At 63.9% G+C, this 25,036-nt stretch carries 22 protein-coding genes and 1 other RNA gene; 7 read left to right on the top strand and 16 right to left on the bottom strand.

What is annotated here, in order from left to right:
- Positions 1-396: 396 nt before the first annotated feature.
- Together pgeF and A6V37_RS28650 are read right to left on the bottom strand one after the other, a co-directional pair.
- Positions 397-1,254: a peptidoglycan editing factor PgeF gene (gene pgeF / locus A6V37_RS28655; RefSeq protein ID WP_064286560.1), complete on the bottom strand. Its 858-nt coding sequence runs from the start codon at positions 1,252-1,254 to the stop codon at positions 397-399.
- A complete protein-coding gene (locus A6V37_RS28650; RefSeq protein ID WP_064269934.1) occupies positions 1,251-2,543 on the bottom strand; it encodes an RluA family pseudouridine synthase in 1,293 nt (430 codons plus the stop codon). The genes pgeF and A6V37_RS28650 overlap by 4 nt, the downstream gene beginning before the upstream one ends.
- 38 nt (positions 2,544-2,581) lie before the next feature.
- On the opposite strand from A6V37_RS28650, the gene A6V37_RS28645 reads away from it, so the two are divergent.
- Complete coding sequence (locus tag A6V37_RS28645; RefSeq protein WP_064269933.1) at positions 2,582-3,457, top strand: outer membrane protein assembly factor BamD; 876 nt, start codon at positions 2,582-2,584, stop codon at positions 3,455-3,457.
- A gap of 121 nt (positions 3,458-3,578) precedes the next feature.
- Here the strand turns inward: A6V37_RS28645 and rlmD are convergent, their stop codons facing one another.
- The 6 genes from rlmD to surE all read right to left on the bottom strand — a co-directional run bounded on the left by rlmD (position 3,579) and on the right by surE (position 9,817).
- Entirely contained in the window at positions 3,579-4,997 is a 1,419-nt protein-coding gene (gene rlmD, locus A6V37_RS28640) for a 23S rRNA (uracil(1939)-C(5))-methyltransferase RlmD (protein WP_100249417.1), read from the bottom strand.
- A gap of 148 nt (positions 4,998-5,145) precedes the next feature.
- Entirely contained in the window at positions 5,146-5,922 is a 777-nt protein-coding gene (locus A6V37_RS28635; protein WP_064269931.1) for a 3'-5' exonuclease, read from the bottom strand.
- A 4-nt stretch (positions 5,923-5,926) separates the two neighbouring features.
- Positions 5,927-6,994, bottom strand: coding sequence for an RNA polymerase sigma factor RpoS (rpoS, locus tag A6V37_RS28630; RefSeq protein WP_064269930.1), 1,068 nt, complete (start codon positions 6,992-6,994; stop codon positions 5,927-5,929).
- An 11-nt stretch (positions 6,995-7,005) separates the two neighbouring features.
- On the bottom strand, positions 7,006-7,941 hold the full coding sequence (locus tag A6V37_RS28625) for a peptidoglycan DD-metalloendopeptidase family protein (protein WP_064269929.1): 936 nt from the start codon (positions 7,939-7,941) through the stop codon (positions 7,006-7,008).
- A gap of 5 nt (positions 7,942-7,946) precedes the next feature.
- Complete coding sequence (locus tag A6V37_RS28620; protein WP_064269928.1) at positions 7,947-9,062, bottom strand: protein-L-isoaspartate(D-aspartate) O-methyltransferase; 1,116 nt, start codon at positions 9,060-9,062, stop codon at positions 7,947-7,949.
- On the bottom strand, positions 9,059-9,817 hold the full coding sequence (gene surE, locus A6V37_RS28615; protein ID WP_064269973.1) for a 5'/3'-nucleotidase SurE: 759 nt from the start codon (positions 9,815-9,817) through the stop codon (positions 9,059-9,061). The genes A6V37_RS28620 and surE overlap by 4 nt, the downstream gene beginning before the upstream one ends.
- A 261-nt stretch (positions 9,818-10,078) precedes the next feature.
- Here surE and A6V37_RS28610 point away from each other — a divergent pair, with 261 nt between their 5' ends.
- On the top strand, positions 10,079-11,053 hold the full coding sequence (locus A6V37_RS28610) for an NADPH:quinone oxidoreductase family protein (RefSeq protein ID WP_064286559.1): 975 nt from the start codon (positions 10,079-10,081) through the stop codon (positions 11,051-11,053).
- A gap of 58 nt (positions 11,054-11,111) precedes the next feature.
- Here the strand turns inward: A6V37_RS28610 and A6V37_RS28605 are convergent, their stop codons facing one another.
- The 8 genes from A6V37_RS28605 to ffs all read right to left on the bottom strand — a co-directional run bounded on the left by A6V37_RS28605 (position 11,112) and on the right by ffs (position 19,328).
- A complete protein-coding gene (locus A6V37_RS28605; RefSeq protein WP_064269926.1) occupies positions 11,112-11,936 on the bottom strand; it encodes an ABC transporter permease in 825 nt (274 codons plus the stop codon).
- Between the two features lie 61 nt (positions 11,937-11,997).
- A complete protein-coding gene (locus tag A6V37_RS28600; RefSeq protein ID WP_064269925.1) occupies positions 11,998-12,810 on the bottom strand; it encodes an ABC transporter ATP-binding protein in 813 nt (270 codons plus the stop codon).
- 31 nt (positions 12,811-12,841) lie between these two features.
- Positions 12,842-13,879: an ABC transporter substrate-binding protein gene (locus A6V37_RS28595; RefSeq protein ID WP_064269924.1), complete on the bottom strand. Its 1,038-nt coding sequence runs from the start codon at positions 13,877-13,879 to the stop codon at positions 12,842-12,844.
- Positions 13,880-13,985: 106 nt separating this feature from the next.
- A complete protein-coding gene (locus tag A6V37_RS28590; protein ID WP_064269923.1) occupies positions 13,986-15,218 on the bottom strand; it encodes a CaiB/BaiF CoA transferase family protein in 1,233 nt (410 codons plus the stop codon).
- Positions 15,219-15,259: 41 nt separating this feature from the next.
- On the bottom strand, positions 15,260-15,856 hold the full coding sequence (gene recR / locus A6V37_RS28585) for a recombination mediator RecR (RefSeq protein ID WP_064269922.1): 597 nt from the start codon (positions 15,854-15,856) through the stop codon (positions 15,260-15,262).
- A gap of 254 nt (positions 15,857-16,110) precedes the next feature.
- Positions 16,111-16,437, bottom strand: coding sequence for a YbaB/EbfC family nucleoid-associated protein (locus tag A6V37_RS28580; protein ID WP_007182071.1), 327 nt, complete (start codon positions 16,435-16,437; stop codon positions 16,111-16,113).
- Positions 16,438-16,505: 68 nt separating this feature from the next.
- Complete coding sequence (locus tag A6V37_RS28575; RefSeq protein ID WP_064286556.1) at positions 16,506-18,971, bottom strand: DNA polymerase III subunit gamma/tau; 2,466 nt, start codon at positions 18,969-18,971, stop codon at positions 16,506-16,508.
- Between the two features lie 258 nt (positions 18,972-19,229).
- Positions 19,230-19,328, bottom strand: an RNA gene (ffs, locus tag A6V37_RS28570) — signal recognition particle sRNA small type.
- 464 nt (positions 19,329-19,792) lie between these two features.
- Here ffs and trxA point away from each other — a divergent pair.
- From trxA to A6V37_RS28545, 5 genes are all read left to right on the top strand, one after another.
- The gene (gene trxA / locus A6V37_RS28565) at positions 19,793-20,119 is read left to right on the top strand and encodes a thioredoxin TrxA (RefSeq protein WP_006048864.1); all 327 of its coding nucleotides are present in this window, start codon (positions 19,793-19,795) and stop codon (positions 20,117-20,119) included.
- A gap of 237 nt (positions 20,120-20,356) precedes the next feature.
- Entirely contained in the window at positions 20,357-21,625 is a 1,269-nt protein-coding gene (gene rho, locus A6V37_RS28560; protein WP_006048863.1) for a transcription termination factor Rho, read from the top strand.
- Positions 21,626-21,839: 214 nt separating this feature from the next.
- Entirely contained in the window at positions 21,840-22,403 is a 564-nt protein-coding gene (locus tag A6V37_RS28555) for a MerR family transcriptional regulator (protein ID WP_064286554.1), read from the top strand.
- Positions 22,400-23,956, top strand: a complete 1,557-nt coding sequence (locus A6V37_RS28550) for an MFS transporter (RefSeq protein ID WP_064286552.1) — start codon at positions 22,400-22,402, stop codon at positions 23,954-23,956. Before A6V37_RS28555 ends, A6V37_RS28550 begins: the two co-directional genes overlap by 4 nt.
- A gap of 15 nt (positions 23,957-23,971) precedes the next feature.
- Entirely contained in the window at positions 23,972-24,805 is an 834-nt protein-coding gene (locus tag A6V37_RS28545; RefSeq protein ID WP_064269918.1) for a M90 family metallopeptidase, read from the top strand.
- The last annotated feature ends 231 nt before the right edge of the window (positions 24,806-25,036 follow it).

The following is a 25,036-nucleotide window of genomic DNA, read 5'->3' as shown; positions in this document are numbered from 1 at the left end:
AATGCTTGTTCCCGATTTTGCCGCAGTGCGATAGTTTTTTTATTATCGTTTTCCCTGTGTAGCAGATCGCGCCCTGGCGCCCGCTTGATTCAACGCGGCCGGCCGCAACAAAAAGCACCCAAATCGCGCGTATTTACGCACGTTTTTCCGTTCGCGCACAGACACTTATCGCGCAAGATCGATGCCTGCGCGGGGAATTCCGGCAGCGCAGCAAAAGCGCGCCTGCGTCTGCGCGCAAACCCTCATACGAATGCATGCAGGCACGCGCGATGAAGCCCCCGGCAAGAGATTGAAGCCGCGGCCCGCATCGTGACGCCGCGGTCGTGAAACGTCGCGACGCGGCTCGCAAGCTCCTGAATTCGAAGCACAATTGCCGCGCGCGGCGCGCGGCGCAAGCTAGTCCGCAATCGGCTGCGCCTGGTCGTCCAGCCAGATGAGCGCGGCCATGCGGCCCGTGTCGCGGTCGCGGCGATAGGAATAGAAGCGCTCGCGCAGCGTCACCGTGCACATATCCCCGCCGACAATCCGCGTCACGCCGAGGGTCTGCAGGCGCAAACGCGCCAGCGCCGGGAGATCGGCGAGATATTTGCCCGGATTTTGCGGATGCGCGACGAAGGCGTTGGCGGTGGCGTCGCGTTGTGCGTGACCGACGCCGTTCATGAAGGCGTCACGCACGTCTGCTCCGACCTCGAAGGCGTCGGGCCCGATCGACGGTCCGAGGTAAGCGTGCAAGGCGCCCGCCTCCACACCGGCGAGTTCGGCGACGCGCTGCGCAGTCTGTTCGACGATGCCCGCCGCCAGCCCGCGCCACCCCGCATGCGCCGCGCCGACCGCGCGGCCCGCTTCGTCGCACAGCAGCACCGGCATGCAATCGGCCACCATCACGGCACACACCATACCGGGACGATCGGTCACGCTCGCATCGGCGCGCGTCGGCGCGCCGCTCGCATGCGCCTGCGCGAGGACCCCTTCCGCGCGCACGATACCTGCACCGTGAATCTGTTCGAGCCACGCCACTTCGCTCACGTCCGCCAGCTTCAGCAGGCGTGCGCGATTGGCCGTGACCGCGGCCGGATCGTCACCGGACTTCATGCCCAGATTCAGGCCACCGGGCAGGTCCACGCCGTCCTGCCAGCGGCCAAACGGCGCGTCGCTCACACCGCCGTTGCGCGTGGTGACGAGCGCCCGCACGCGCGGCGACACGTTCCATGCGGGTTGCACGACATCGGCAAAGCTCAGTTCCGGCATCGTCATGCGCGCTCGCCCTCGTCGTGGTCATCGGCGTCATGATCGTCCGCGTCGTGCTCGGCGGCGTCGTGGTCGAGTTCGCCGTCTTCGCCGGCGTCCTCGTCGAACGACTCGTCGTAGCCGCCTTCCTCATAGTACGACTCGTCAAACTCGCCCGCGTCGTCTCGGCCAAGGCCGAGCGCCGCCGACAGCGCTTCCATGTCCTCGGGTACATCGGCGCGCCATTGCATCGTGCGGCCGGACTTGGGATGAACCAGCCCCAGGCGCCAGGCATGCAGCGCCTGGCGCGCGAAACCGTCAGGCAGCGGCGTGACCGAGCGTTTGCCGCGCGCGCGCCCGTACACCGGATCGCCAAGCAACGGATGGCCGATGTGTGCGCAATGCACGCGAATCTGGTGCGTGCGGCCGGTTTCCAGATCGCAATGAATCGCGGTGACCGGCTGACGCTGCCAGATCGCCGAATCGACCCGCCGGAAATGCGTGCGCGCCGGCTTGCCCGAGGCGCCCGTGACGACCGCCATGCGCGTGCGTTCGCGCGGATCGCGGCCGATCGGCGCGTCGATCGTGCCTTCTTCAGGCATGTTGCCCCACACCAGCGCCAGATAGCGGCGCTTCACGGTGCGCGCCTGCAGCTGCCGCACCAGATCGGTCTGCGCCTCGAGCGTGCGGGCCACCACCATCAGGCCGGAGGTTTCCTTGTCGAGCCGGTGCACGATGCCCGCCCGCGGCAGCCCTGCGGCGGCGTCGCCATAGCGGTACAGCAGGCCGTTGAGCACGGTTCCGCTCCAGTTGCCGGCCGCCGGGTGCACCACCATGCCCGCGGGCTTGTTGATGACCACGAGGGTGTCGTCTTCGTAGACGATCTCGAGCGGCACCGGCTCAGGCGTGAACGCGAGCTGCTCGGGCAGCAGGTCGGGCACGAGTTCGATGGTCGCGCCAAGGGGCACCGGCTGGCGGATCTTCGCCGGCTTGCCGTCGATCTGCACGCGCCCGGATTCGATCCAGCTCTGCAGGCGGTTGCGCGAGAACTCGGGAAATACCCGGGCGAGCACCTTGTCGAGGCGGTCGCCGGCCAGTTCGTCCGGCACCACGACGCTGCGCGGCGTCTCGTCCACCGCCCGGCTCGCCACGGTGGCGACATGGCCTTGTGCAGCGGCGGCGCCCAGCGCCTCGCTGCCGAGATCGTCGTCGAGGGAATCGACGCCCAACGCGTCGGAGGGGTCAGCGCTTACGCTATAATCTTCGTTGCTATTCCCGATGCCGGTTGCGGCGCCTGGAGTATTTGAGCGGGTCATTGAGTCTGGGTCACCTGGACGTAAAGCTAGACTGGAAAATGCGAGCCTTGAACACCATCATTAAAGCGGCGATCAATTCGGCGGCAATCAATTTGGCGGCCATCAAAAAGACGGCCCGGAAAGTAGCCGGATATGCTGCGTGTGCCGCAGCCGTCGCCGTTGTTGCGGCTTGCCACGGCCTGCCGGAAAAGACCGACGAAACGGCAACGTGGAACAACAACAAATTATATACGGAGGCGAACGACGCCTTGACCGGTGGTGACTACGGCAAGTGCGCGAAGTATTTCGAAATGCTCGAGGGCCGCGATCCGTTCGGCCACTTCGCGCAGCAGGCACAGATCAACGTCGCGTACTGCAACTGGAAAGACAACGAAAACGCCGCCGCCGACCAGGCTATCGACCGCTTCATCCAGCTGCACCCGGATCATCCGGATATCGCTTACGCGTACTACCTGAAGGGCATGATCCACTTCAACGACGACCTCGGTCTGTTCGGGCGCTTCTCCGGCCAGGACATGAGCGAGCGCGATCCGAAGTCGCTGCGCGAATCGTACGACGCGTTCAAGGTCGTGGTCGACAAGTTCCCGAACAGCAAATATGCGCCGGATGCCGCGCAACGCATGCGCTATATCGTGAACGCGCTGGCGTCGCACGAAGTCCACGCGGCGGATTATTACTACCGCCGTGGCGCTTACGTGGCCGCGATCAACCGCGCACAGCTCGCGCTGACGCAATACAAGAATGCTCCGGCTATCGAAGACGCACTGCACATCATGATGCTGTCGTATGAGAAGCTGAACCAGCCGCAACTGGCCGACGACACCAAGCGCGTGCTGGCCGGCACCTTCCCCGACAGCCCGTACATCACGGGTCATGCACGGCCGGGTACCGCAAAATCGTGGTGGCAGTTTTAAGCCACGCGGCTTGCTGAAAGTCAGCGCCCAACAAAAAAACGCCACGACCGGAGTCGTGGCGTTTTTTTATGTGCTTGGGCTGGCAGGTCTGCTATATGAAGCAGACCGCCAGCAACATCCGTCAATCCCGCTCGAACAACGCAATCGATTCCACGTGCGAGGTATGCGGGAACATGTTCACCACCCCCGCGCCCACCAGCCGGTAGCCGGCCTCGTGCACGAGCAGGCCGGCATCGCGGGCAAGCGTCGCCGGCGCGCACGACACGTAGACGATGCGCTTCGGCAGCGGCCCATTGCCGCTTTGCGCAATCTCCGCCAACGCCTTGGCGACGGCGAGCGCGCCTTCGCGTGGCGGATCGACGAGGAACTTGTCGAAGTGGCCGAGCGCGCGCAGGTCATCGGCGGTGACTTCGAACAGGTTGCGGCATGCAAACGACGTATGCCCCGCCACGCCGTTCAGTTCGGCATTGGCGAGCGCGCGCGAAGTCAGCACCTCGCTGCCTTCGATGCCCACGACTTCCTTCGAGATTCGCGCAAGCGGCAGCGTGAAGTTGCCGATCCCGCAAAACAGATCGAGCACGCGGTCGGTGCGCGCCGGCGCCAGCAGGCGCAGCGCGCGGCTCACCAGCACGCGGTTGATCGCGTGATTCACCTGGGTGAAGTCGGTCGGCTTGAACGGCATGCGGATGCCGTATTCCGGCAGCGTGTAGTCGAGCTCCACGTCGAGCGGATACAGCGGCGTGACGGTCTCCGGGCCGCCCGGCTGCACCCAGAACTGCACCTTGTGCTCGTCGGCGAAATCGCGCAGCACCTGTTCGTCCGCGGCCGTGAGCGGCGCGAGATTGCGCACCACCAGCGCCGTGACCGACGAACCGACCGCCAGTTCGAGCTGCGGCATGCGGTCGTAGATCGACAGTTTGCGCACCATGAAACGCAGCGGCATCAGCATGGCCGATACATGCGGCGGCAGCACCTCGCACGTCTTCATGTCAGCGATGTAGCTGCTTTTCTTCTCGTGAAAGCCGATGCGCATGCCGCCCTTTTCCGGCAGGAACCGCACGGCCAGTCGCGCACGGTAGCGATAACCCCAGGACGGCCCATGAATCGGCCGGAACACCGTTTCCGGACGCAGCTTCGCCAGATGCTGGAGGTTGTCTTCGAGCACGCGCTGCTTGACGGCCACCTGCGCGCGGATATCCAGGTGCTGCATCGAACAGCCGCCGCAGATATCGAAGTACGCGCACTTCGGCTTGGTGCGGATCACGCTTTCGCGGAACACCTGAACGACTTCCGCCTGCTCGAATTTCGGCTTGCTGCGATGCGTCGAATAGCTGACCAGCTCGCCGGGCAGCGCGCCTTCAACGAAGATCACCTTGCCGGGCGTGCCGTCTTCGCTCACGCTGCGACCGACGCCGCGCGCTTCCATGTCGAGCGAAACGATTTCGATGACTGGCTCGTTGCCGGTGGCGACGAGCGGCTGCATGGGCGGGGGCGACTTGTGGCGCTTCGGCGAGCGGCGATGGGGGGCAGTTCGGGACACCTGCGACTTCCTGACAAACTTGGGGAAAGGCGAGATTGTAGACGAAGCGCCGCGCCTGCCAATCATTCGGCGCAGCCACCGTGTCCGCCTCAGGCCTGTGGCCTGGCGAACGCATCGTCATCCGGCCACGGACGGGCTACTGAGCGGACTACTGCTCGAACGCCGCCAGATACTCGGCCCATTGCGGCGCGGTTTCAAGCGCCAGCGCGTTTTTGACCAGGTTGATCTCGTCAGCATACTCCGCCGCCGAAAACCCGCCACGGATCAACTGGAAGCGGCAATACAACAGGTACGTATTGACGACGTCGGTCTCACAGTAGTTGCGGATTTCCTCGATGCGGCCTTCCTGGTAGGCATTCCACACCTGACTGCCGTCCATGCCCATCTTGCCGGGGAAGCCGCACATCTTCGCAAGCGCGTCGAGCGGCGCATTGGCACGCGCCTGGTACATGGCGAGCACGTCCATCAGATCCGTATGGCGCGCGTGGTAGCGGCTGATGTAATTGTTCCACTTGAACTCGCGGTCATCCTCGCCGAGATCCCAGAAACGCGAAGCAGGAATGCCGTTGACGAGCGCGCGGTAGTTCAACACCGGCAAGTCGAACCCGCCGCCGTTCCACGACACGAGTTGCGGCGTGTACTTCTCGATCACCCGATAAAACGACTGCACCAGCGCCGCCTCGCCGTCTTCCGGCGTGCCGAGCGAGCGCACCCGGAATCCGTTGTTGTCGCGGAATACGCAGGAGATCGCCGCGATTCGTTGCAGGTGGTGCGGCAGAAAATCGCTGCCGGTCTTTTCGCGGCGCGCGGCGAACGCGTGCTCGGCCACTTCGGCGTCGCTCAGGGTAGCGGGCAAATCGTCGAGGCGGCGAATGCCGGCGACATCGGGAATCGTCTCGATGTCGAATACAAGAATCGGTGTCATCAGGTTATAGAACGGCGTCCTTCCGAACACCGTTGGAGGCGAAGAAGCGCTTCAATCGCACGAGCGCTTCCTGTTGGATCTGGCGCACACGCTCGCGCGTGAGGCCCATTTCGTCCGCCAGCTCTTCGAGCGTGGCGGGCTCGATGTGATTCAGGCCGAAGCGGCGCTCTATCACATGGCGATGCTTGTCCGACAGGCGCGCGAGCCACGCGCGTGTAAGCGTTTCCAGTTCGCGGTGCTGTACCTCGGCGTCCGGTGACTGGCTCTGGTCGTCCGACAGTAGATCGAGCAGGCTGCTGGCCGGATCGAGATCCAGCGGCGCGTCCAGCGATGCGGTGTGCTCGTTCAGCGCGAGAATGTCGGTGACTTCGTCGGTGGTCTTGCCGGTCAGATAGGCAATGTCGTCGATGCTGGCGTCGCGGCGCTCGGCGGCCTCGCCGGAGTTCATCGAATTCTTTTCCAGATGGCGCTTTGCGCGCAGTACCTGGTTGAGCTCGCGGATCACGTGCACCGGCAAACGAACAGTGCGCGCCTGATTCATGATCGCGCGCTCGATGCTCTGGCGGATCCACCACGTGGCATAGGTAGAAAACCGGAAGCCGCGCGTCGGATCGAATTTTTCGATCGCGTGCATCAGGCCGAGATTGCCCTCTTCGATCAGATCGAGCAGCGGCACGCCGCGGTTCAGATAGCCCTTGGCGATGCTAACGACGAGCCGCAAGTTGCGCTCGATCATCACCTGCCGCGCTTCGAATTCGCCCGCCTTGGCAAGGCGCGAATACTTTTGCTCTTCCTCGACGGTGAGCAAAGGCTTGACGCTGATACGGTTCAGGTAGTGCTGAATGGTGTCGGCCGTCAGCTCGGCCTGCAACAGCGCGCGGAAATCGTCCGCGTCCGGCGCGGCTTCGCGGACGTCGCCGCTTTCGTCGGCGCCTTGACGCTCGTCGAGATCGCGCTCCTCGACGAGTTCGTCTTCCGCTTCCGAAGCGCCGTTTTCGTCCACCGAAGCGGACGTGGCTTGGCTGGTCGTTTCAGACTCGGCTTGCAGCGGGCGGCGCTTCGATTTCGGCATGGTCGTATCGCTTATTGCGGCGGCAAATACTTCAGTGGGTCGACAGGCTTACCCTGCCGGCGAACTTCGAAATGCAACATTACTCGGTCGGAATCGCTATTGCCCATCTCGGCGATCTTCTGCCCCTTCGTTACCGCATCCCCTTCTTTTACCATCAAAGCACGGTTATGTGCATACGCCGTGAGATAAGTTGCATCATGCTTGATGATAATGAGATTGCCGTAACCACGCAGCCCATTTCCAGCGTAAACCACACGTCCATCAGCCGAAGCCTTCACCGGGTCACCTGCCGCACCACCGATATTGACACCCTTGTTGGTCGAATCGTTGAACGTGCCGAGCAGCGGTCCGCGCACCGGCCACGAGAAGGCCACATTGCCGGAAGCACCCGCACTCGAATCGCTCGCGGCGCCCGCATTGGCCGGCGGTGTCAGCGAGGCGTTGTTCGCGTTCGAGCCGTAGATCGGCGGCACTGCCGCACCGGCCGCGGCACCCGCCGACGGCGGCGTGCTGCCGAGCGGCGCGCTTTGCACCGCGCCGCCGTTGCCGACCGGTGCGGTCGACACACCGGGCGTCAGCGCGGCGGTGTTCGCACCCGGCGGCACGACGCGCAGCAACTGATCCACTTCGATCTGATTCGGGTTGGTCAAATTATTCCACGCCGAAATGTCGCGGTAGTTCTGTCCGTTCTCGAGAGCAATCCGGTACAGCGTATCGCCCGGCTTCACGCGATAGTAGCCCGGCGGCGGCGGTCCGAGCGGCGCGGCCGGTTGCGCGGCCTGGGTGCTGAGCGTGCCGCCGCCGGAGCGGTCGACGACCGGCGCCTGATCGAGCCGGGAGGCGCACGCCGTCATCAGCAGGGACAACGCGAGCACGCACACGCCGCGCTGGGTGACGGTCATGGGGGCATTCAGGCTGGTTCTTTGCATCGCGCGCAACATACTCATCGGTGTCAAATCACTCCGGATTTTAAGGGTACAAAGAAAACGCGATCAAGCCGCGACTCGCGCCACTGCGCGGGTCCGAGGCGCTCGACCAGAGTCAGCACCTGGCTCTGGCCTTCCTGCGAGCCGACCGGCGCGACCAGACGGCCGCCGATCGCGAGTTGTTCAAGTAATGCATGCGGCACGTCGAGCCCCGCCGCGGCGATCACGATCGCGTCGAACGGCGCCGCCGACGGCAGGCCCAATCGCCCATCGCCATAGTGCAAGCGGATGTTCGGAATGCGCAGCGGACGCAAGTTGGTCTTCGCGCGTTCGGACAACGGCTTGATGCGTTCGATCGAATAGACCTCGCGTGCGACCTGGCTCAGCACTGCCGCCTGATAGCCGCAGCCGGTGCCGATTTCGAGCACGTTGTTCAGCGCGCGGCCGGCGGCGGCCAGTTCGATCATCCGCGCCACCACCGAGGGCTTCGAGATCGTCTGGTGATGGCCGATCGGTAATGCGGCATCTTCGTACGCCTGAGCCGCGAGGCCCGGGTCGACGAACATGTGGCGCGGCACGACCGCCATCGCGTTCAACACGCGCTGATCGGTCACGCCGTTCGCACGCAGGCGTTCGACCATGCGTTCGCGAACCCGTTCCGAAGTCAGCGCCAAAGCGCCGTTCAAAGCCACGTTCGGCGCGCCTGTGCGTTCGTTGCCGCGGGGCGCGGGTTTGGCCGGCACCGCCGATTGCGGCGTAGTGCGAGCGCCCTGGCTCTGGGAAGCGGCTTTCGCGGATGCGTTCGCCGGTGTGCTTATCGGCGCCTTGGCCGGTGCCTTCGACGGTGTGCTCATCGGCGCTTTCGCCGACGACGCGGCCGACGGCTTCGGCACAGCCCCGGCCACAGGGCCGCCTTGCGGCTTGCCCCGCGCCTGCGTCTGCGCGCCAGCGGCCTGCTTCGACTGGGATTTACCCGTGGAACCGGCGGCCGCGTTCTTCGCCTGCTGCGGCCGTGCGTTCAGCGCCGCGCTCGCGGCCAGTGCCGCCGCGCGGATTTCGCCCGGACGCCCTTCGGGACGGCGCGGTTCACGCACCAGGTCCTCGAGGCCCAGCGGAAAGCGCTTGGCGCGCTCGCTCGTCATGAAGCGCCGCTACCCGCACGCACCCAGTCGCGCGCCGCGGGCAGCATTTGCGTGTGGGTCAGATCGAGTTGCAGCGGAGTGATCGACACGTGGCCGTGGGCGACAGCGTGAAAATCGGTGCCTTCGCTCGCGTCGCGCGCGCTGCCCGCCGGCCCGATCCAGTAGATCGGCTCGCCGCGCGGATTGGTCTGGCGGATGACTGGCTGCGACGGATGCCGTTTGCCGAGACGCGTGATCTGCCAGTCCCCGATCTGCTCGTAGGGCAGGTTCGGGATATTGACGTTCAGCAACGGATGGCCGGGCAGCGGCTGCTCAATATAGTGAGCGACGATTTCCGCGGCGACGCGCACGGCGTCGTCGAGATGCACCCAGTCCTTGTCGACCAGCGAAAACGCAATGGCCGGCACGCCGAACATGATGCCTTCGGTGGCGGCGGCGACGGTGCCCGAATAGAGCGTGTCTTCGCCCATGTTCTGGCCGTTGTTGATGCCGGAGATCACCAGGTCCGGCGTATGGTCGAGCATGCCCGTCAGCGCGATGTGCACCGAGTCGGTGGGCGTGCCGTTCACATAATAGAAACCATTGGCCGAGCGCAGGACCGAGAGCGGCCGCGACAGCGTCAGGGAATTCGACGCGCCGCTGCAATTCTGTTCGGGTGCCATGACGGTGACGTCCGCGATCGGCTTGAGCGCTTCGTAAAGCGCAGCAAGGCCTGGCGCCAGATAACCGTCGTCGTTGCTGAGTAGGATTCGCATCCGGCGATTGTAACCGAGGAAAGAAGACGCGCGAACGACACCGCGGCCCGCGCGCACGCCCTATGCAACACGCACGTGCCAAGTCCGTGGCGAGCCGGTATCGGTCGGTTGCCGGTCGCGCGCAAGTGATGCATAAGTCTTTTGCGGGCCGTGCGCAGCGCAATAAAAATGCACGATCGTGCGGATTTCTTTACACTCAAAATACCGGCAAACGCCCTGAACGAAATCCCCTTGCTGGACCCTCATCGAAACGGAGACACAATGCGCGCGATTCGCTGCAATCAGTACGGGCCGCCCGAAAGCCTGGTCGTCGAGAACCTGCCGGACCTCGAGCCGCCGCCCGGCCACGTCGTGATCGACGTGAAAGCCGCAGCCGTCAATTTTCCCGACGTGCTGATCATCGAGAACAAGTACCAGTTCAAACCACCCCTGCCCTTCACGCCCGGTTCGGAAGTCGCGGGCGTCGTGCGCGCGGTCGGCGCCGACGTGACGCAGTTCAGGCCCGGCGCGCGCGTGGTCGCCTTCACCGGTTCGGGCGGCTTCGCCGAACACGCGCTGGCGCCTGCTGCCGCGTGCGTGCCGTTGGCGGACGGCGTCGAGTTTGAATTGGCCGCTGCATTCACGCTCGCGTACGGCACATCGCATCACGCGGTGGTCGATCGTGGCGCGTTGCAGGCCGGCGAGACGATGCTGGTGCTGGGCGCGGCAGGCGGCGTCGGCCTCGCGGCCGTCGAGATCGGCAAGGCGCTCGGCGCGCGCGTGATCGCTGCGGCGTCGAGCGACGAAAAGCTCGCAACCTGCGTCAAGCACGGCGCGGATGCCACCATCAACTACAGCACCGAGGATCTGCGCGAACGCATCAAGGCGCTGACCGATGGACAAGGCCCGGATGTGATCTACGATCCCGTCGGCGGCATATACGCGGAACCGGCGTTTCGCAGCATCGGCTGGCGTGGGCGTTATCTGGTGGTCGGTTTCGCGAACGGCGAGATTCCCAAGCTGCCGCTCAACCTGACGCTGCTCAAAGGCGCGAGTCTGGTCGGCGTATTCTGGGGCGACTTTGCGAAGCGCGAACCGCAACACAATCACGCGGCGTTTCAGCAGATGACCCGGTGGATTGGCGAAGGCAAGCTCAAGCCGTATGTGTCGGCACGCTATCCGCTCGAGGAGACCGGGCGCGCGCTGCGCGATATGGCGGAGCGCCGCGTAATCGGCAAGGTGGTGGTGACGCCCTGACGCTCACTTGGGTGAGCGCTGTCCGATCGGTGTGCAATCGGCATCTGATCGGACAGTCCTACAGTTTTTCGGTATCGCCCGTTTTGGGCTGCCACTTCATCAGCCGCCGCTCGCCCATGCCGACAATCGCATCGAGAACCAGTGCGAACGCGGTCAGCACCAGAATCCCCGCGAACACGGTATTGATGTCGAAGGTGCCTTCGGCTTGCAGAATCAGATAGCCGACCCCGCGCGCCGAACCCAGATACTCCCCCACCACCGAGCCGACGAAGGCCAGCCCCACCGAGGTATGCAAGCTGGAAAACACCCAGCTCATCGCGCTCGGCAAATAGACGAAGCGCAGCAACTGCTTGCCGTTCGCGCCGAGCATGCGCGCGTTGGCGAGCACGACCGGACTGACTTCCTTCACGCCCTGATAGACGTTAAAGAACACGATAAAGAACACCAGCGTGACGCCGAGCGCCACCTTTGACCAGATGCCGAGACCAAACCACACGCCGAAGATCGGCGCGAGAATCACGCGCGGCATCGAGTTGGCGGCCTTGATGTACGGATCGAACAGCGCGCTCGCGAGCGGCGACAGTGCGAGCCACAAACCCACGCCGAGTCCCAGCGCCGTGCCGAGCGCGAACGCGAGCACGGTTTCGACCAGCGTGATCCAAAGGTGCAGATAAATCTCGCCGCCCGTGAACCATTCCCAGATTCGCTGCAGCACTTTCTGCGGCTCGCCGAAGAAGAACGCCGCCTTGTTGGGGTCGTCGAAATAGAAGGCCGGCAGCAAAGTCGGGCTGGTCAACACGTACCAGAGCACGAAGCACAGCACGAGCAGCAGCCATTGCCAGATCACCAGATTCGCCCGATTCGGGCGCAATGTCTTCCACATGACTCGGTTTGCCTTGAACGGTTGGGTGTGTAACTGAGCGGCGCAAAGCGCGCCGCTGCGCCTAAACGGCGGTCAGTTGCTGCTGATAACCCTTGAGCACCTCATCGCGCAACACGCTCCAGATCTGCGCATGCAGCTCGACAAAACGCGGATGCGAGCGAATTTCCGCGACGTCGCGCGGACGCGGCAGGTCGATCGTGAATTCGCCGATTGGATGCGTGCCCGGCCCCGCCGACAGCACCACCACACGATCGGACATGGCGATCGCCTCGTCGAGATCGTGCGTAATGAAGAGCACTGCTTTGCGCTTGGCCGCCCACAGATCGAGCAGCTCGTTTTCCATCAACTGACGTGTCTGAATGTCGAGCGCGGAAAACGGCTCATCCATCAGGATGATGTCGGGGTCGAGAATCAGCGTCTGCGCCATCGCGACGCGCTTGCGCATGCCGCCCGACAATTGATGCGGATAACGATCGCCGAAACCGCCAAGACCTACGCGCTTTAACCACTCGTCGGCCAGAGCGCGGGCTTCGGCGGCCGGCACGCCGTGAAACGCCAGGCCCGCGATGACGTTGTCGATGGCGGAGCGCCACGGCATCAGCGCATCGGCTTGAAACATGTAGCCGGCGCGCCGGTTGATGCCTTTGAGCGGTTCACCAAACACGCTGATCGTCCCCGACGACGGCTCGAGCAGGCCCGCGCCGACGTTCAGCAAGGTGGATTTACCGCAGCCGGTCGGCCCAACCACCGAGACGAACTCGCCCGGCGCGATGCGCAAGGTGGTGTCCTTGACCGCCGTGTAGCGCTGCGCGCGATTGTCGCGTGCAGCGAACGTGCAGGTAATGTTGTCGAGCGCCAGGGCGGCAACGGTCATCGTTCAGCTCGCTTCGAAGTTCGGTTTCGACTTACGCCTTGATGGTGGTCAGTGCTTTCCTGACGAAATCGTTGGTCCACGTCTTCGACAGATCGATCGGCTTACCCTGCACGGCCGGGTCGAACGCCTGCAAGGTCTTCAACGAAGTCGCCGGGCCGTCCACCGGCATCAGGCCGTCGGGCGACATGGCTTCCTTCACGTGCTGCCACGCATCCAGATACACGGCACGGTCGCCGAGCAGGTAGCCTTCCGGGACCGTGTTGATCAGCTCGCTGCCAGTCGCCGTTTGCAGCCACTTGAGCGCGCGCACCATCGCGTTGGTCAGCGCCTGCGTGGTGTTCGGGTTCTTCGTGATGAAACTTTGCGATGCATACAGGCACCCAGCCGGCATGTCGCCGCCGAATACGCTGCGCGTGTCGGCCAGCGTGCGCGTGTCCGACACGACGCGTATCTCGCCGGTGCGTTCGAGCTTGGTGATCACCGGGTCGAGGTTGGCGATCGCATCGATCTGCCCTGATTGGAGAGCGGCGATGGCGCCGGCGCCCGCCCCCACGCCGATGAACGCGACGTCTTTCGGGCTCAGACCGGCTTTCGCCAGCACGAAGCTCGCCATGATGGCGGTCGACGAACCCGGCGCGGTGACGCCGATTTTCTTGCCTTTCAGATCGGCGACTGACTTGTAGTTCGGCATGGCCTTCTTCGAGACCGCGAGCACGATCTGCGGCGCGCGCCCTTGCAGCACGAACTCGCGGAACATCTGCTTCTGCGCCTGCAGCAGCAAGGTGTGCTCGAACGCGCCGGACACCACGTCCGCGCTGCCGCCGACCGCCGCCTTCAATGCCTGCGAGCCACCGGCGAAATCGGAAATTTCGACGTCGAGCCCTTCGTCCTTGAAGTAATTGCGACGCTCCGCAATGGTGAGCGGCAAGTAGTAGAACAGATTCTTCCCGCCGACGGCGATCGCCACCTTGGTGGTTTCAGGTTTGCCCTGCGCGAAGCTGAGCGGCGTGGCCGCAAGCGTGGCGCCCGCGAGCGCGGCAGTGCCGGCGAGGAAACTTCTGCGTTGCATGGTCTTGAGTCTCCGACTTTTGTTGTGCGGTATTTTCTTCTGCTACAACGTTGCGCACGCAACCTTCGTGAAGCGCGCCCGGCAGGCATTCCCGAAGCGCGCCGCTTCACACGATCTGTTGCGCGTGCAGCCTCGCAATGTGGTCTGCATCATAACCCAGCGATTGCAGGACTTCATCCGTATGTTCACCCAGTTCGGGACCCAGCCAGCGCGTCTCGCCCGGCGTCTCCGAGAGCTTCGGCGTGACCGCGGGCAGCGTAATGTCCTGGCCGTCCTGCCACTTGAAACGCTGGATCATCTGCCGCGCCATGTACTGCGGATCGGTGAACATGTCGGCCACGCTGTAGATGCGGCCCACCGGCACGTCGGCCGCGTTCAGTACGGCAAGTGCTTCGTCGATGGTGCGCGTGGCGAGCCATGCGGCGATCGCGCCGTCGATTTCCTGGGTGCGCGGCACGCGGCCGTCGTTGTGCGCGAGGCCCGGATCGTTCGCCAGATCGTTACGCTCGATCGCCACCATCAGGCGCTTGAAGATCGGATCGCTATTGCCGCCGATCACAATGCTGCCGTCGCGGCACGGATACGTATTCGACGGCACGATGCCCGGCAGCGACGCGCCGGTGCGCTCGCGGACCATGCCATACACGCCGTATTCGGGCACCACGCTTTCCATCATGTTGAAGACGGCTTCGTACAGCGCGACGTCGACGACCTGCCCTTTGCCGCCGTTCACCTGCTTGTGATGCAGTGCCATCAGCGCGCCGATCACGCCATGCAGCGCGGCAATCGAATCGCCGATCGAAATGCCGATGCGCGGTGGCGGCAAATCCGGATAGCCGGTGATATGGCGCAAGCCGCCCATCGACTCGGCAATCGCGCCGAAGCCGGGCCGGTCGCGATACGGGCCTGTCTGCCCGTAGCCAGACAGGCGCACCATCACGAGCCCGGGGTTCTCCGCGGAGAGCACGTCATAGCCGAGCCCGAGCTTTTCCAGCAAACCCGGCCGGAAATTCTCGACGACGATATCCGCTTCCTTCGCGAGGCGGCGCACGATCTCCTTGCCCTCTTCGGCCTTCAGATTGATCGTCACGGACTTCTTGTTGCGCGCCTGCACCGCCCACCAGAGCGACGTGCCGCCGACCTCGGGATAGAGCTTGCGCCATTTGCGCAGCGGATCGCCGCCTTTGGGGTCTTCGATCTTGATGACGTCGGCACCGAACTCGCCAAGAAAACGCGCGGCGAACGGGCCGGCGATCAGCGTGCCGAGTTCCAGCACCTTGACGCCGGCGAGCGGGCCTTGGGGCGCGGCGCTCGCGCCTGATTCAGGGGTGGCGCTCATGTGTCTCCTTTGTTCTGATCCTGCGAGGCAGGCGCGCTGCGCTACATCGAGCGGCGGTCGAGCATGGCGCGGGCGATCGTGCCGGCGTCGACATACTCGAGTTCGCCGCCCACCGGTACGCCGCGCGCGAGGCGCGTGACGGCAAGACCACGTGCCTTGAGCGTCTGCCCGAGGTAATGCGCGGTGGCCTCGCCTTCGTTGGTGAAATTGGTCGCCAGCACGACTTCCTTGACGACGCCATCCGACGCGCGCCGGACCAGCCGGTCGAAATGGATCTCTTTCGGGCCGATGCCGTCGAGCGGACTCAGGCGCCCCATCAGGACGAAATAGAGACCGCGGTAGGTCAGCGTCTGCTCGAGCATGATCTGGTCGGCGGGCGTCTCGACGACGCACAGCAACGTCGGGTCGCGCGTCTCATCGAGGCAGACTTCGCAGATCTGTGCTTCGGTAAATGTGTTGCACTTCTCGCAGTGCTGCAGATGCTCGGTCGCGAACAGCAGCGAGCGGCCGAGTTTTTCGGCGCCTTCGCGGTCGTGCTGCATCAGGTGGTACGCCATGCGTTGCGCCGATTTTGGCCCGACTCCGGGCAAAGCGCGCAGCGCTTCGACGAGCGCCGACAAGGCGGAAGGTTGTTTCATGCGGTTCGGCGTCGAAGTGGGTAGGCGCCCGTGCACGCGGGTCGCGATGCGGTTGATTCCATCGGTTCCATCATCCTGGCGGCGGGCCAGGCAGGCGCGCGCGATGCACGGCCTGCGCGAGCCAACGCCAGTTCAGTTCAGCCGGAACGCGCAGGCGGCACCGGGCAGCAGGTGCGCTTCACGCATTCCGTTCACGCCGCGGTTTTAGTGGCTTCAGCGGCCGCAGCGGCCACCTCGCCTCGCGGCGGCGTTCATCAGAACGGCAGCTTGAAGCCCGGCGGCAGCGGCAGGCCCGAGGTCATGCCACCCATTTTTTCCTGGGCGGTGGCTTCGGCCTTGCGCACGGCGTCATTGAACGCGGCCGCGACGAGGTCTTCCAGCATGTCCTTGTCGTCGGCGAGCAGGCTCGGGTCGATCGACACGCGGCGCACGTCGTTCTTGCAGGTCATCGTCACCTTCACGAGACCCGCGCCCGACTGCCCCTCGACTTCGATCAGCGCGAGTTGCTCCTGCATCTTCTTCATGTTTTCCTGCATCTGCTGGGCTTGCTTCATCAGCCCGGCGAGTTGGCCTTTCATCATGGACATGCTCCTTCTTGATAGCGTGAAATTCGGAAATTGGACGCGCCATGCTGTGCTGGCGCGGCGAATCAGTGGATGGACGGCGCGCCGTTCGAGCCGGCGTCCGGCGCAATGGGGCGGATCGAGCCGGGCACGATGCTCGCGCCGAACTCGCGGATCAGCGACTGCACGAACGGATCGGCGCCGATCTCGCGCTCCGCTTCCTGCTGACGCTGGGCGCGCATGGCGGCGTCGTGTGCCGCGGCGGTGCGGCGCGCCGGACCGACCTCGACCAGCAGATCGATGTTCTGGCCTAGCCTTTCCGCGAGCGCGGCTTTCAGTTTAGCGACCTGCGACGCTTCCGCGTATTGCGGCACCGGCACATTCAGTTTGAGCGTGTTGCCTTCCAGGGCCATAAGCTCGCTGTTGAACGCGAGCTGATACGAAATGCCCTTGAGCGGCAGATCGACGGCGAGCGCCGGCCAATCGCCCTTGAATCCAAGCGGATCCATCGGCACGGCGGGCGGCAGCGGCCGTTGATCGACCACCGGCGCCGGGGTCGACACAGCAGCTGCGCTCACGCGGACATCATCCGGGCCGCTGTCGAACACGGGGACGTAGTTGTCGTCCGGCAGACCGTAGTAGCCCTCGTCCGCTGCCGTGAGCGGCATGTATTCGTCGGGGGGCATGTCGTCCCACGGAGGCACCGGGGAGCCGCTTTGTTCAGCGCCGCTGCGTTGTGCCGGGGATGAAGGTGCCGATGCGCGTGCGGCAGGCTCTGCCGGCGCCGCTTCTTGCTGCGGCGCGCGGCGCGCTGCGCCAGGCGTCGGCACCGGAACGACGACGCGAGGTGCGGCGGGTTTCGGAACAGCGGGCGCAGCGGCTGCCGCAGTGGCGCGGCCACGGTCCGAGGACACTTTCAGACCGGCACTGCGCAGCACGTCGAGCGCGGCACTGGCACCGCTCCCACGACGCGGCGCGGTTTCGGCGGCAGGCGCGGGTTCGTGTGAAGGTGTCGTCGCGGCCTGCGCGGTGCGTGCGAGCGGGTCGGCAACCGGTAGGTCTCGCGATAAGGCAGGCGCTGCGGCGCTCGACTCCGGCACCGCGGCGATTTCGCTTGCTGGCTGCTCGGCCGGGGCGGCGTCCCAGGGAGCGACGGCCCTTGTTGCGGGCGCGGCGGCAGCAACTGGCGCAGCCTCAGCCGTTGCGGGCGCCGACGCCGCGACGGCCGCAGGCCGCGCCTCCTCGGCCGCAGATTGTGGCCCGGCGACGCGGACGGTTTCCCCAGCAGGCAATGTCAATGCCGCATCCGATCCCGGAGCGGACGCCGCGGAAGCCACAGGCGCCGATTGCACGGCACGATTCGCAGGCTGCGCCGCCACGGCAGTCGCGCCGGCGCTTCTCGCTCCGCCCGCTCCCGCCGGGCCACGCGCGCGCCCCGCCCCAGCCGCACCGCCGCCACCACCGGTGGGTGCCGGTTCGAAGGCCAGCATGCGCAGCAACGTCATCGTGAAGCCCGCGTATTCGTCCGGTGCGAGACCCAGTTCGTTGCGCCCAATCGTGGCGATCTGATAGAACAGTTGCACCTGGTCGGCGCTCAATGCGTCGGCAAAGCGGCGCAAGTCGCCCGCCTCCGGCCACTCGTCCAGCACCGACGATGGTGCGAATTGCGCCCACGCGATTCTGTGCAGCAGACTCGCCAGATCCTGCAACGCGGTCGAAAACGACAGGCTGCGCAACGCCATTTCGTCGGCGACCGCGAGCACCGCCGCGCCATCGCCGTCGGCGAGCGCGTCGAGCAGACGGATCAGATAACTCTGGTCAAGCGCGCCGAGCATGCCGCGCACGGCTTCCTCATTGACCTGATTGGCCGAGTAGGCAATCGCCTGATCGGTCAGCGGCAGCGCGTCGCGCATCGAGCCGTCAGCGGCACGCGCCAGCAGGCGCAGCGCCTGAGCGTCGTACGGCACCTGCTCCTGGCCGAGAATGTTTTCGAGGTGCGACACGATATGGCCGGCCGGCATCTGCTTCAGATTGAATTGCAGACAGCGCGACAGGACCGTGACCGGAATCTTCTGCGGATCGGTCGTGGCAAGAATGAACTTAACGTGCGAAGGCGGCTCTTCCAGCGTCTTCAACATCGCGTTGAAGGCGTGGTTGGTGAGCATGTGCACTTCGTCGATCATGTAGACCTTGAAGCGCGCGTCGACCGGCGCATAGACCGCGCGCTCCAGCAGCGCCGCCATTTCGTCGACGCCGCGGTTACTCGCCGCGTCCATCTCCACATAGTCGACGAAGCGCCCCTCGTCGATCTCGCGACACGCGCGACACACGCCGCACGGCGTGGAGGTCACACCGGTTTCGCAATTCAGCGCCTTGGCGAAGATGCGCGACAGCGTGGTTTTGCCGACGCCGCGGGTGCCGGTGAACAGATAGGCATGGTGCAGACGGCCGCCGTCGAGCGCGTGCGTGAGCGCGCGCACCACGTGCTCCTGTCCGACGAGCGACGCGAAATCCTTCGGCCGCCATTTGCGTGCGAGAACTTGATAGGTCATGCGGAAATTGTATCAGTAACAACGGCGCGCAAAACCGATTCGAGACGGCGCGCGAACGCAGCTCGCCACGTCATTGAAACTGGCTAACGAATCGATAGAAAAAAATAGATGAGGCGCTTGATGCGCGACTGATGTGCGACAAACGCGTGACCGCATGCGACTGGACAGCACCGCTCAGGGTAAAACTGGAGAGAGAAAGTTTTGCGGACGAACCCGCGGAGAACAAACTGAAGGACGACAGACAATACAGAAAAGGAAGGTGACGAGCCCGACCCTCGGCACTGGTGGAAAACGGCTGTGGCTGCTTCGTTCCCGACCTGACCAGGTTGACCATCCCTCCATGCGAGGAGGCCCGTCACGAAACATTCTATCATCGCTTGCCCGGTTGCGCGACTGTTAATGCGCACAAAGCGCGGCCAACGCACGATCAAAGACGAGCCAACGCATCAGCGACGCGGCGGATCGCCGCCCGCACACGAGTTAGGCAATGTCGTTCAAGGCACTTGAGTTTGGGCTGCCAGGCCACCAGATAGGTGGCGTCGCAGTTGTTGAAACACGGTGGCACGTCACCGGCAGCCGTTGGCCCCACTGCCCCTGATGAGTACTATCGCCCCCGGCAACGCATAGCGAATTAAGCTAAGATGGCGTACGGATGACCCGCAAGTGTGGGCCTTGCGTATATTCCGGAGCAGATTTTCAACTGTTCCGGCGTATGCGGCCAAGGCTCCGGTTGCGGCAAAGCGAACGGAAGTTTCCTTAGATTTTGACGTATCGTGGCGAGCAATTCAGGCGGGCCTCGAACCGATAGAGGTATTCATACAATGAGCGAACAAATCAAGCATATTAGCGACGCATCGTTCGAACAGGACGTCGTGAAATCCGATAAACCCGTGCTGCTCGATTTCTGGGCCGAATGGTGCGGTCCGTGCAAGATGATCGCGCCGATCCTCGACGAAGTCGCGAAGGATTACGCCGATCGCCTGCAAATCGCCAAGATCAACGTCGACGAACATCAATCGACCCCGGTCAAGTTCGGCGTGCGCGGCATCCCCACGCTGATCCTGTTTAAGAACGGCGCTGTCGCCGCGCAGAAAGTCGGCGCACTGTCGAAGTCGCAGCTCACCGCGTTCCTCGACGGCAACCTGTAAAGCGGTCGCACCGGCGCTGCCAGGGTTTCACGAAACCCGCGGGCGCGCCCTGTTGGGCGTGTTGTCAACCGGCAACACGCCCAACAAGAAAGATGCCATGCCGCCGCACTGGCGGAAATTGGCGTGTGCTATGCTAGAATCCGCAAAACGTCGAAAAGACGTGTAAGTCCTTGAGCGGTTCCGCTCACTCTCCTCCCAGATTTCATTTCGTCGCACCTTCTCCTGCGGGTTCTCCGTATGCATTTATCCGAGCTTAAGACTCTGCACGTGTCCGAATTGATCGAGATGGCCAATGGCCTCGAGATCGAAAGCGCGAACCGCCTGCGTAAGCAGGAATTGATGTTCGCCATTCTAAAAAAACGAGCCAAAACGGGCGACACGATCTTCGGCGACGGCACGCTCGAAGTGCTGCCGGACGGCTTCGGCTTCCTGCGTTCGCCGGAAACCTCGTACCTCGCCAGCACGGATGATATTTACATCAGCCCGTCGCAAATCCGCCGCTTCAACCTGCATACGGGCGACACGATCGAAGGCGAAGTCCGCACGCCGAAAGACGGCGAACGCTACTTCGCGCTGGTGAAGGTGGACAAGGTCAACGGCCAGCCGCCGGAAGCCTCGAAGCACAAGATCATGTTCGAAAACCTGACGCCGCTGCACCCGAACAAGGTGCTGCTGCTCGAGCGCGAAATGCGCGGCGAGGAAAACGTCACAGGCCGCATCATCGACATGATCGCGCCGATCGGCAAAGGCCAGCGCGGCCTGCTGGTGGCGTCGCCGAAGTCGGGCAAGACCGTGATGCTTCAGCACATTGCACACGCGATCAAGCAGAACCATCCTGACGTCGTGCTGTTCGTGCTGCTGATCGACGAACGCCCTGAAGAAGTGACGGAAATGCAGCGCTCGGTGGCCGGCGAAGTGATCGCCTCCACGTTCGACGAACCGGCGGCGCGCCACGTGCAAGTCGCCGAAATGGTGATCGAAAAAGCCAAGCGCCTCGTCGAAATGAAGAACGACGTGGTGATTCTGCTCGACTCGATCACGCGTCTCGCGCGTGCGTACAACACGGTCGTGCCGGCCTCGGGCAAGGTGCTGACGGGTGGTGTCGACGCGAACGCGCTGCAACGCCCGAAACGCTTCTTCGGCGCCGCGCGCAATATCGAAGAAGGCGGATCGCTCACCATCATCGGCACGGCGCTGATCGAAACCGGCAGCCGCATGGACGACGTGATCTACGAAGAATTCAAGGGCACCGGCAACATGGAAGTGCACCTGGAGCGCCGTCTTGCTGAAAAGCGCGTCTACCCGTCGATCAATCTGAACAAGTCTGGCACGCGCCGCGAAGAACTGCTGATCAAGCCGGAAGTGCTGCAGAAAATCTGGGTGCTGCGCAAGTTCATTCACGACATGGACGAAGTCGAGTCGATGGAATTCCTGCTCGACAAGATCCGCCAGACGAAGAGCAACTCCGAGTTCTTCGACATGATGCGCCGGGGTGGCGGCAGCTAAGGCCCTGGGCCGTTGCAGTCTTAACAGCCGCATCGCGTGAAAAAGCCGCTCGCTATAAACGAGCGGTTTTTTTTCGCCCGCTTTTCAATTCTCACGCCGCGCAGGTCAAGTTCATCCCTCGGTTTTCGCCTGACCACCTTTCCCGCCGCACCAACATGTACGTGAACGTACACGTTTAGATATAATGCAGTCTTTCCGTCAGGACTCCCCCCCTATGTCGAAGGACTCGCCCGCCCTGCTGACGGTGCGCGACGCCGCCGAACGCCTCGGCGTCACGCCGCGCACCTTGAAGTACTACGAGGAACGCGGCCTTGTCTCGCCCGCCCGCAGCGAAGGCCGCTACCGGCTCTACGACGAGGAAGACCTGAACCGCTTCGGCCGTATTTTGCGCTTGCGCTCGCTGGGGTTCTCGCTGCACGGCATCACCGAAATGCTCAAGCGGCCGCTCGAATCGGTCAACGGCAGCCATCGCTACTCGACTGATTCGCTGCAGCAGATTCACGACGCCATCGCGCAACAGGTCGAAGCACTCGACGCCCGCATAGAAAGCATGCGCCGCGAACTCAAGGAAGCGCAGAAACTGCGCGCCGAACTGAGTCCTGACCTCGACTATCTCCAGCGGCGCCTCGCCGGCGAAAACGCCGAGGCCCTGCTCGAGCAACGCCGCAACGCCCGCGCCAATGCAAGCGCCAGCGCAGGCAACCAGCCGACTGCGAAACGCGTCAAAAAACCGGGCGAGTCCACGCCGGGCGAATCCACGCCGGGCGAATCGTCATGAGCGCTGCGTCGCCTCGCGTACCGTTGTTCAGCGTCGACAAACTGCGCGGCGATTTTTTCCCCTGGGTGCTGGCCGTCGTCACCGGCCTCGACTATTTCGACAATTCGATCTTCTCGTTTTTCACGAGCTACATTGCCGGCGGCGTCAACGCGTCACCTGATGAACTGGTGTGGGCCTCGAGCGCCTACGCGATAGCCGCGGTGCTGGGCATCCTGCAGCAGCAGTGGTGGGTCGAGCGCTTCGGCTACCGGCGCTATGTGGCCGGCTGCATGCTGCTCTATGCCGCCGGCGCCGCGGCCGCCGCACTGTGTGAATCGTCGATCGAGCTCGCTTTCGCACGCGGCTTTCAAGGCTACTTTATCGGCCCGATGATGGGCACGTGCCGCATCCTGATCCAGATGAGTTTCACCCCGCAGCAGCGGCCGGCGGCCACTCGCGCATTCCTGGTGCTGATCCTCCTTGGCAGCGCGCTCGCGCCACTCATCGGCGGCCAGTTGGTCGCGCATTTCGACTGGCGCGCCCTGTTCGCCTGCACGGCGCCCGTGGGCGTTTTGTTCGCCGTGCTGGCGCTGCTCGCATTGCCCAACACCGGCAACCGCCTGCCCGAAGAACGCGGCTCCGCGCATTTCTGGCCGTACCTCATCTTCGCGTTCGCGCAAGGCGCGCTGCAAATCGTGATGCAACAGGTGCGCTTCCAGTTGTTCAGCACGTCGCCCGAACTCATTCTGCTCACCGCCGCCGGCATCGTCGCGCTCGGCTGGTTCGTCTATCACCAGTGGCATCATCCCGCGCCGCTCGTGCGCCTGCATGCGCTGCGCGAAAAGGTCTTCCAGTCCGGGCTCGTGTTGTACATGTTCTATTACTACATCTCGACCGCGTTCAGTTATCTGATCTCCCGCCTTCTCGAAGGCGGCCTCGGTTATCCGGTCGAAAACACGGGACGGCTGGTCGGCGTAACGTCGCTGATTTCCGCCAGCGCGCTGTTCATCTATCTGCGTTACGCGAAGCTGCTGCCGCGCAAGAAGTGGGTCATCGTGCCGGGATTCGCGGTGGCCGCCTTCGCGGCGATGTGGATGACGCGCATGCCGCCGAACGTCAGCGAAGCGGCGCTGATCACGCCGCTGCTGCTGCGCGGCCTGCTGTTGCTGTTCATCGTGCTGCCGGTGGCGAATCTGACGTTCAGAATCTTCGCCATCGAAGAATTCACGCACGGCTACCGGCTGAAAAATATCGTGCGGCAACTCACGATCTCCTTCGCGACGGCTTCGGTGATCATCGTCGAACAGCATCGGCAGGCGCTGCATGAAACTCGCCTCGCGGAGTTCGTGAATCCGTACAATCCGTTATTTCAGAACTCGCTCGCCACGCTGACGCGAGGCTTTGCCGCCGCCGGCCGCTCAGCGGCTGAAGCGCATTCGCTTGCGATCGTGGAAATCAGCCGGACGGTGGCGCAGCAGGCCAGCTTTCTGGCCTCGCTGGACGGCTTCTACTTTCTGGCCGGCGTGGCGATATGCGGCGGCGTGTTCGCCGCGTGGCAGAAACAGATCGACTAGGGGTTTCATCAGGTCATGCTTTCGAAACTCACTCAATGGCTGGGCACGCGCCGCCGCGACCGCGCGCTGCGCGACTACGCTATCGACGACGCCCTTTGGCAAGCCACGCTCGACGGCCTGCCGTTCCTCGCCCATCTCGAAGCGGCGGATCTCGTGCGCTTGCGCGAGCTTACGAGCCTGTTCATCGCGCAAAAAGAATTCTCGACCGCACACGAGCTCGAGCTGACCGATGCGATGACCGTGGCGATCGCTGCCCAGGCGTGCCTCCCGGTGCTGAACCTGAGCCTCGACCTGTATCGCGGATGGGTCGGGGTGATCGTCTATCCGGGCGAATTCGTGATCCGCAAAACCGTCGAGGACGAGGACGGCGTGGTGCACGAGGTCGAACAGGACGCGAGCGGCGAAGCGTGGGAAGGCGGGCCCGTGGTGTTGTCGTGGGAAGACGCCCAGATGACAGACGGCACGGATGCCTACAACGTCGTGATTCACGAATTCGCGCACAAAATCGACATGCAAAATGGCGATGCCGACGGCCACCCGCCGCTGATGCGCCGCTGGCACGCGCCGCTCGATTCGCAGGCGTGGGCGGACGTGTTCGACCATGCCTACGACCACTTCTGCGCCAAAGTCGACGCGGTGCCGGAGCGCCGCTGGGCGCGATTCGAGCGCGACTCGCTGATCGACCCTTACGCGGCGGACCATCCATCGGAATTTTTTGCCGTTTGCAGCGAGGCGCTGTTCGTCAAACCGCATGAGTTCGAAGCGGAGTATCCGGAGCTGTACCGGCTGCTGGCGCGCTATTACCGGCAGGATCCGGCGCGAGTCGGCGTGCAGTTCACGCCGGATTAATGCCTGGATAAATGCCCGGACTGACGCGTGGGTTGAAGCTCAATGCCCACTGGACAAGGGTTTCCTCCAGCCGGCCGGCAATCCGCGCGGCGACGCGCAAACCGCCTGAACACCGCGCTCCGCCAGCAAAAAGCCCGCAGAATAGTCGTCAAGCGACTGATTTTCTGGCATAATCGCCGTTTTTCGACCCTAGGCAAGTGGCTCGCGCCAAGATGCGGTCCGCGCTCAAAA

This window comes from Paraburkholderia ginsengiterrae, assembly GCF_001645125.1.
Lineage (GTDB): Bacteria > Pseudomonadota > Gammaproteobacteria > Burkholderiales > Burkholderiaceae > Paraburkholderia > Paraburkholderia ginsengiterrae.
The sequence above is the reverse complement of the archived record's forward strand: the minus strand, read 5'-3'. Positions and strand labels throughout refer to the sequence as shown.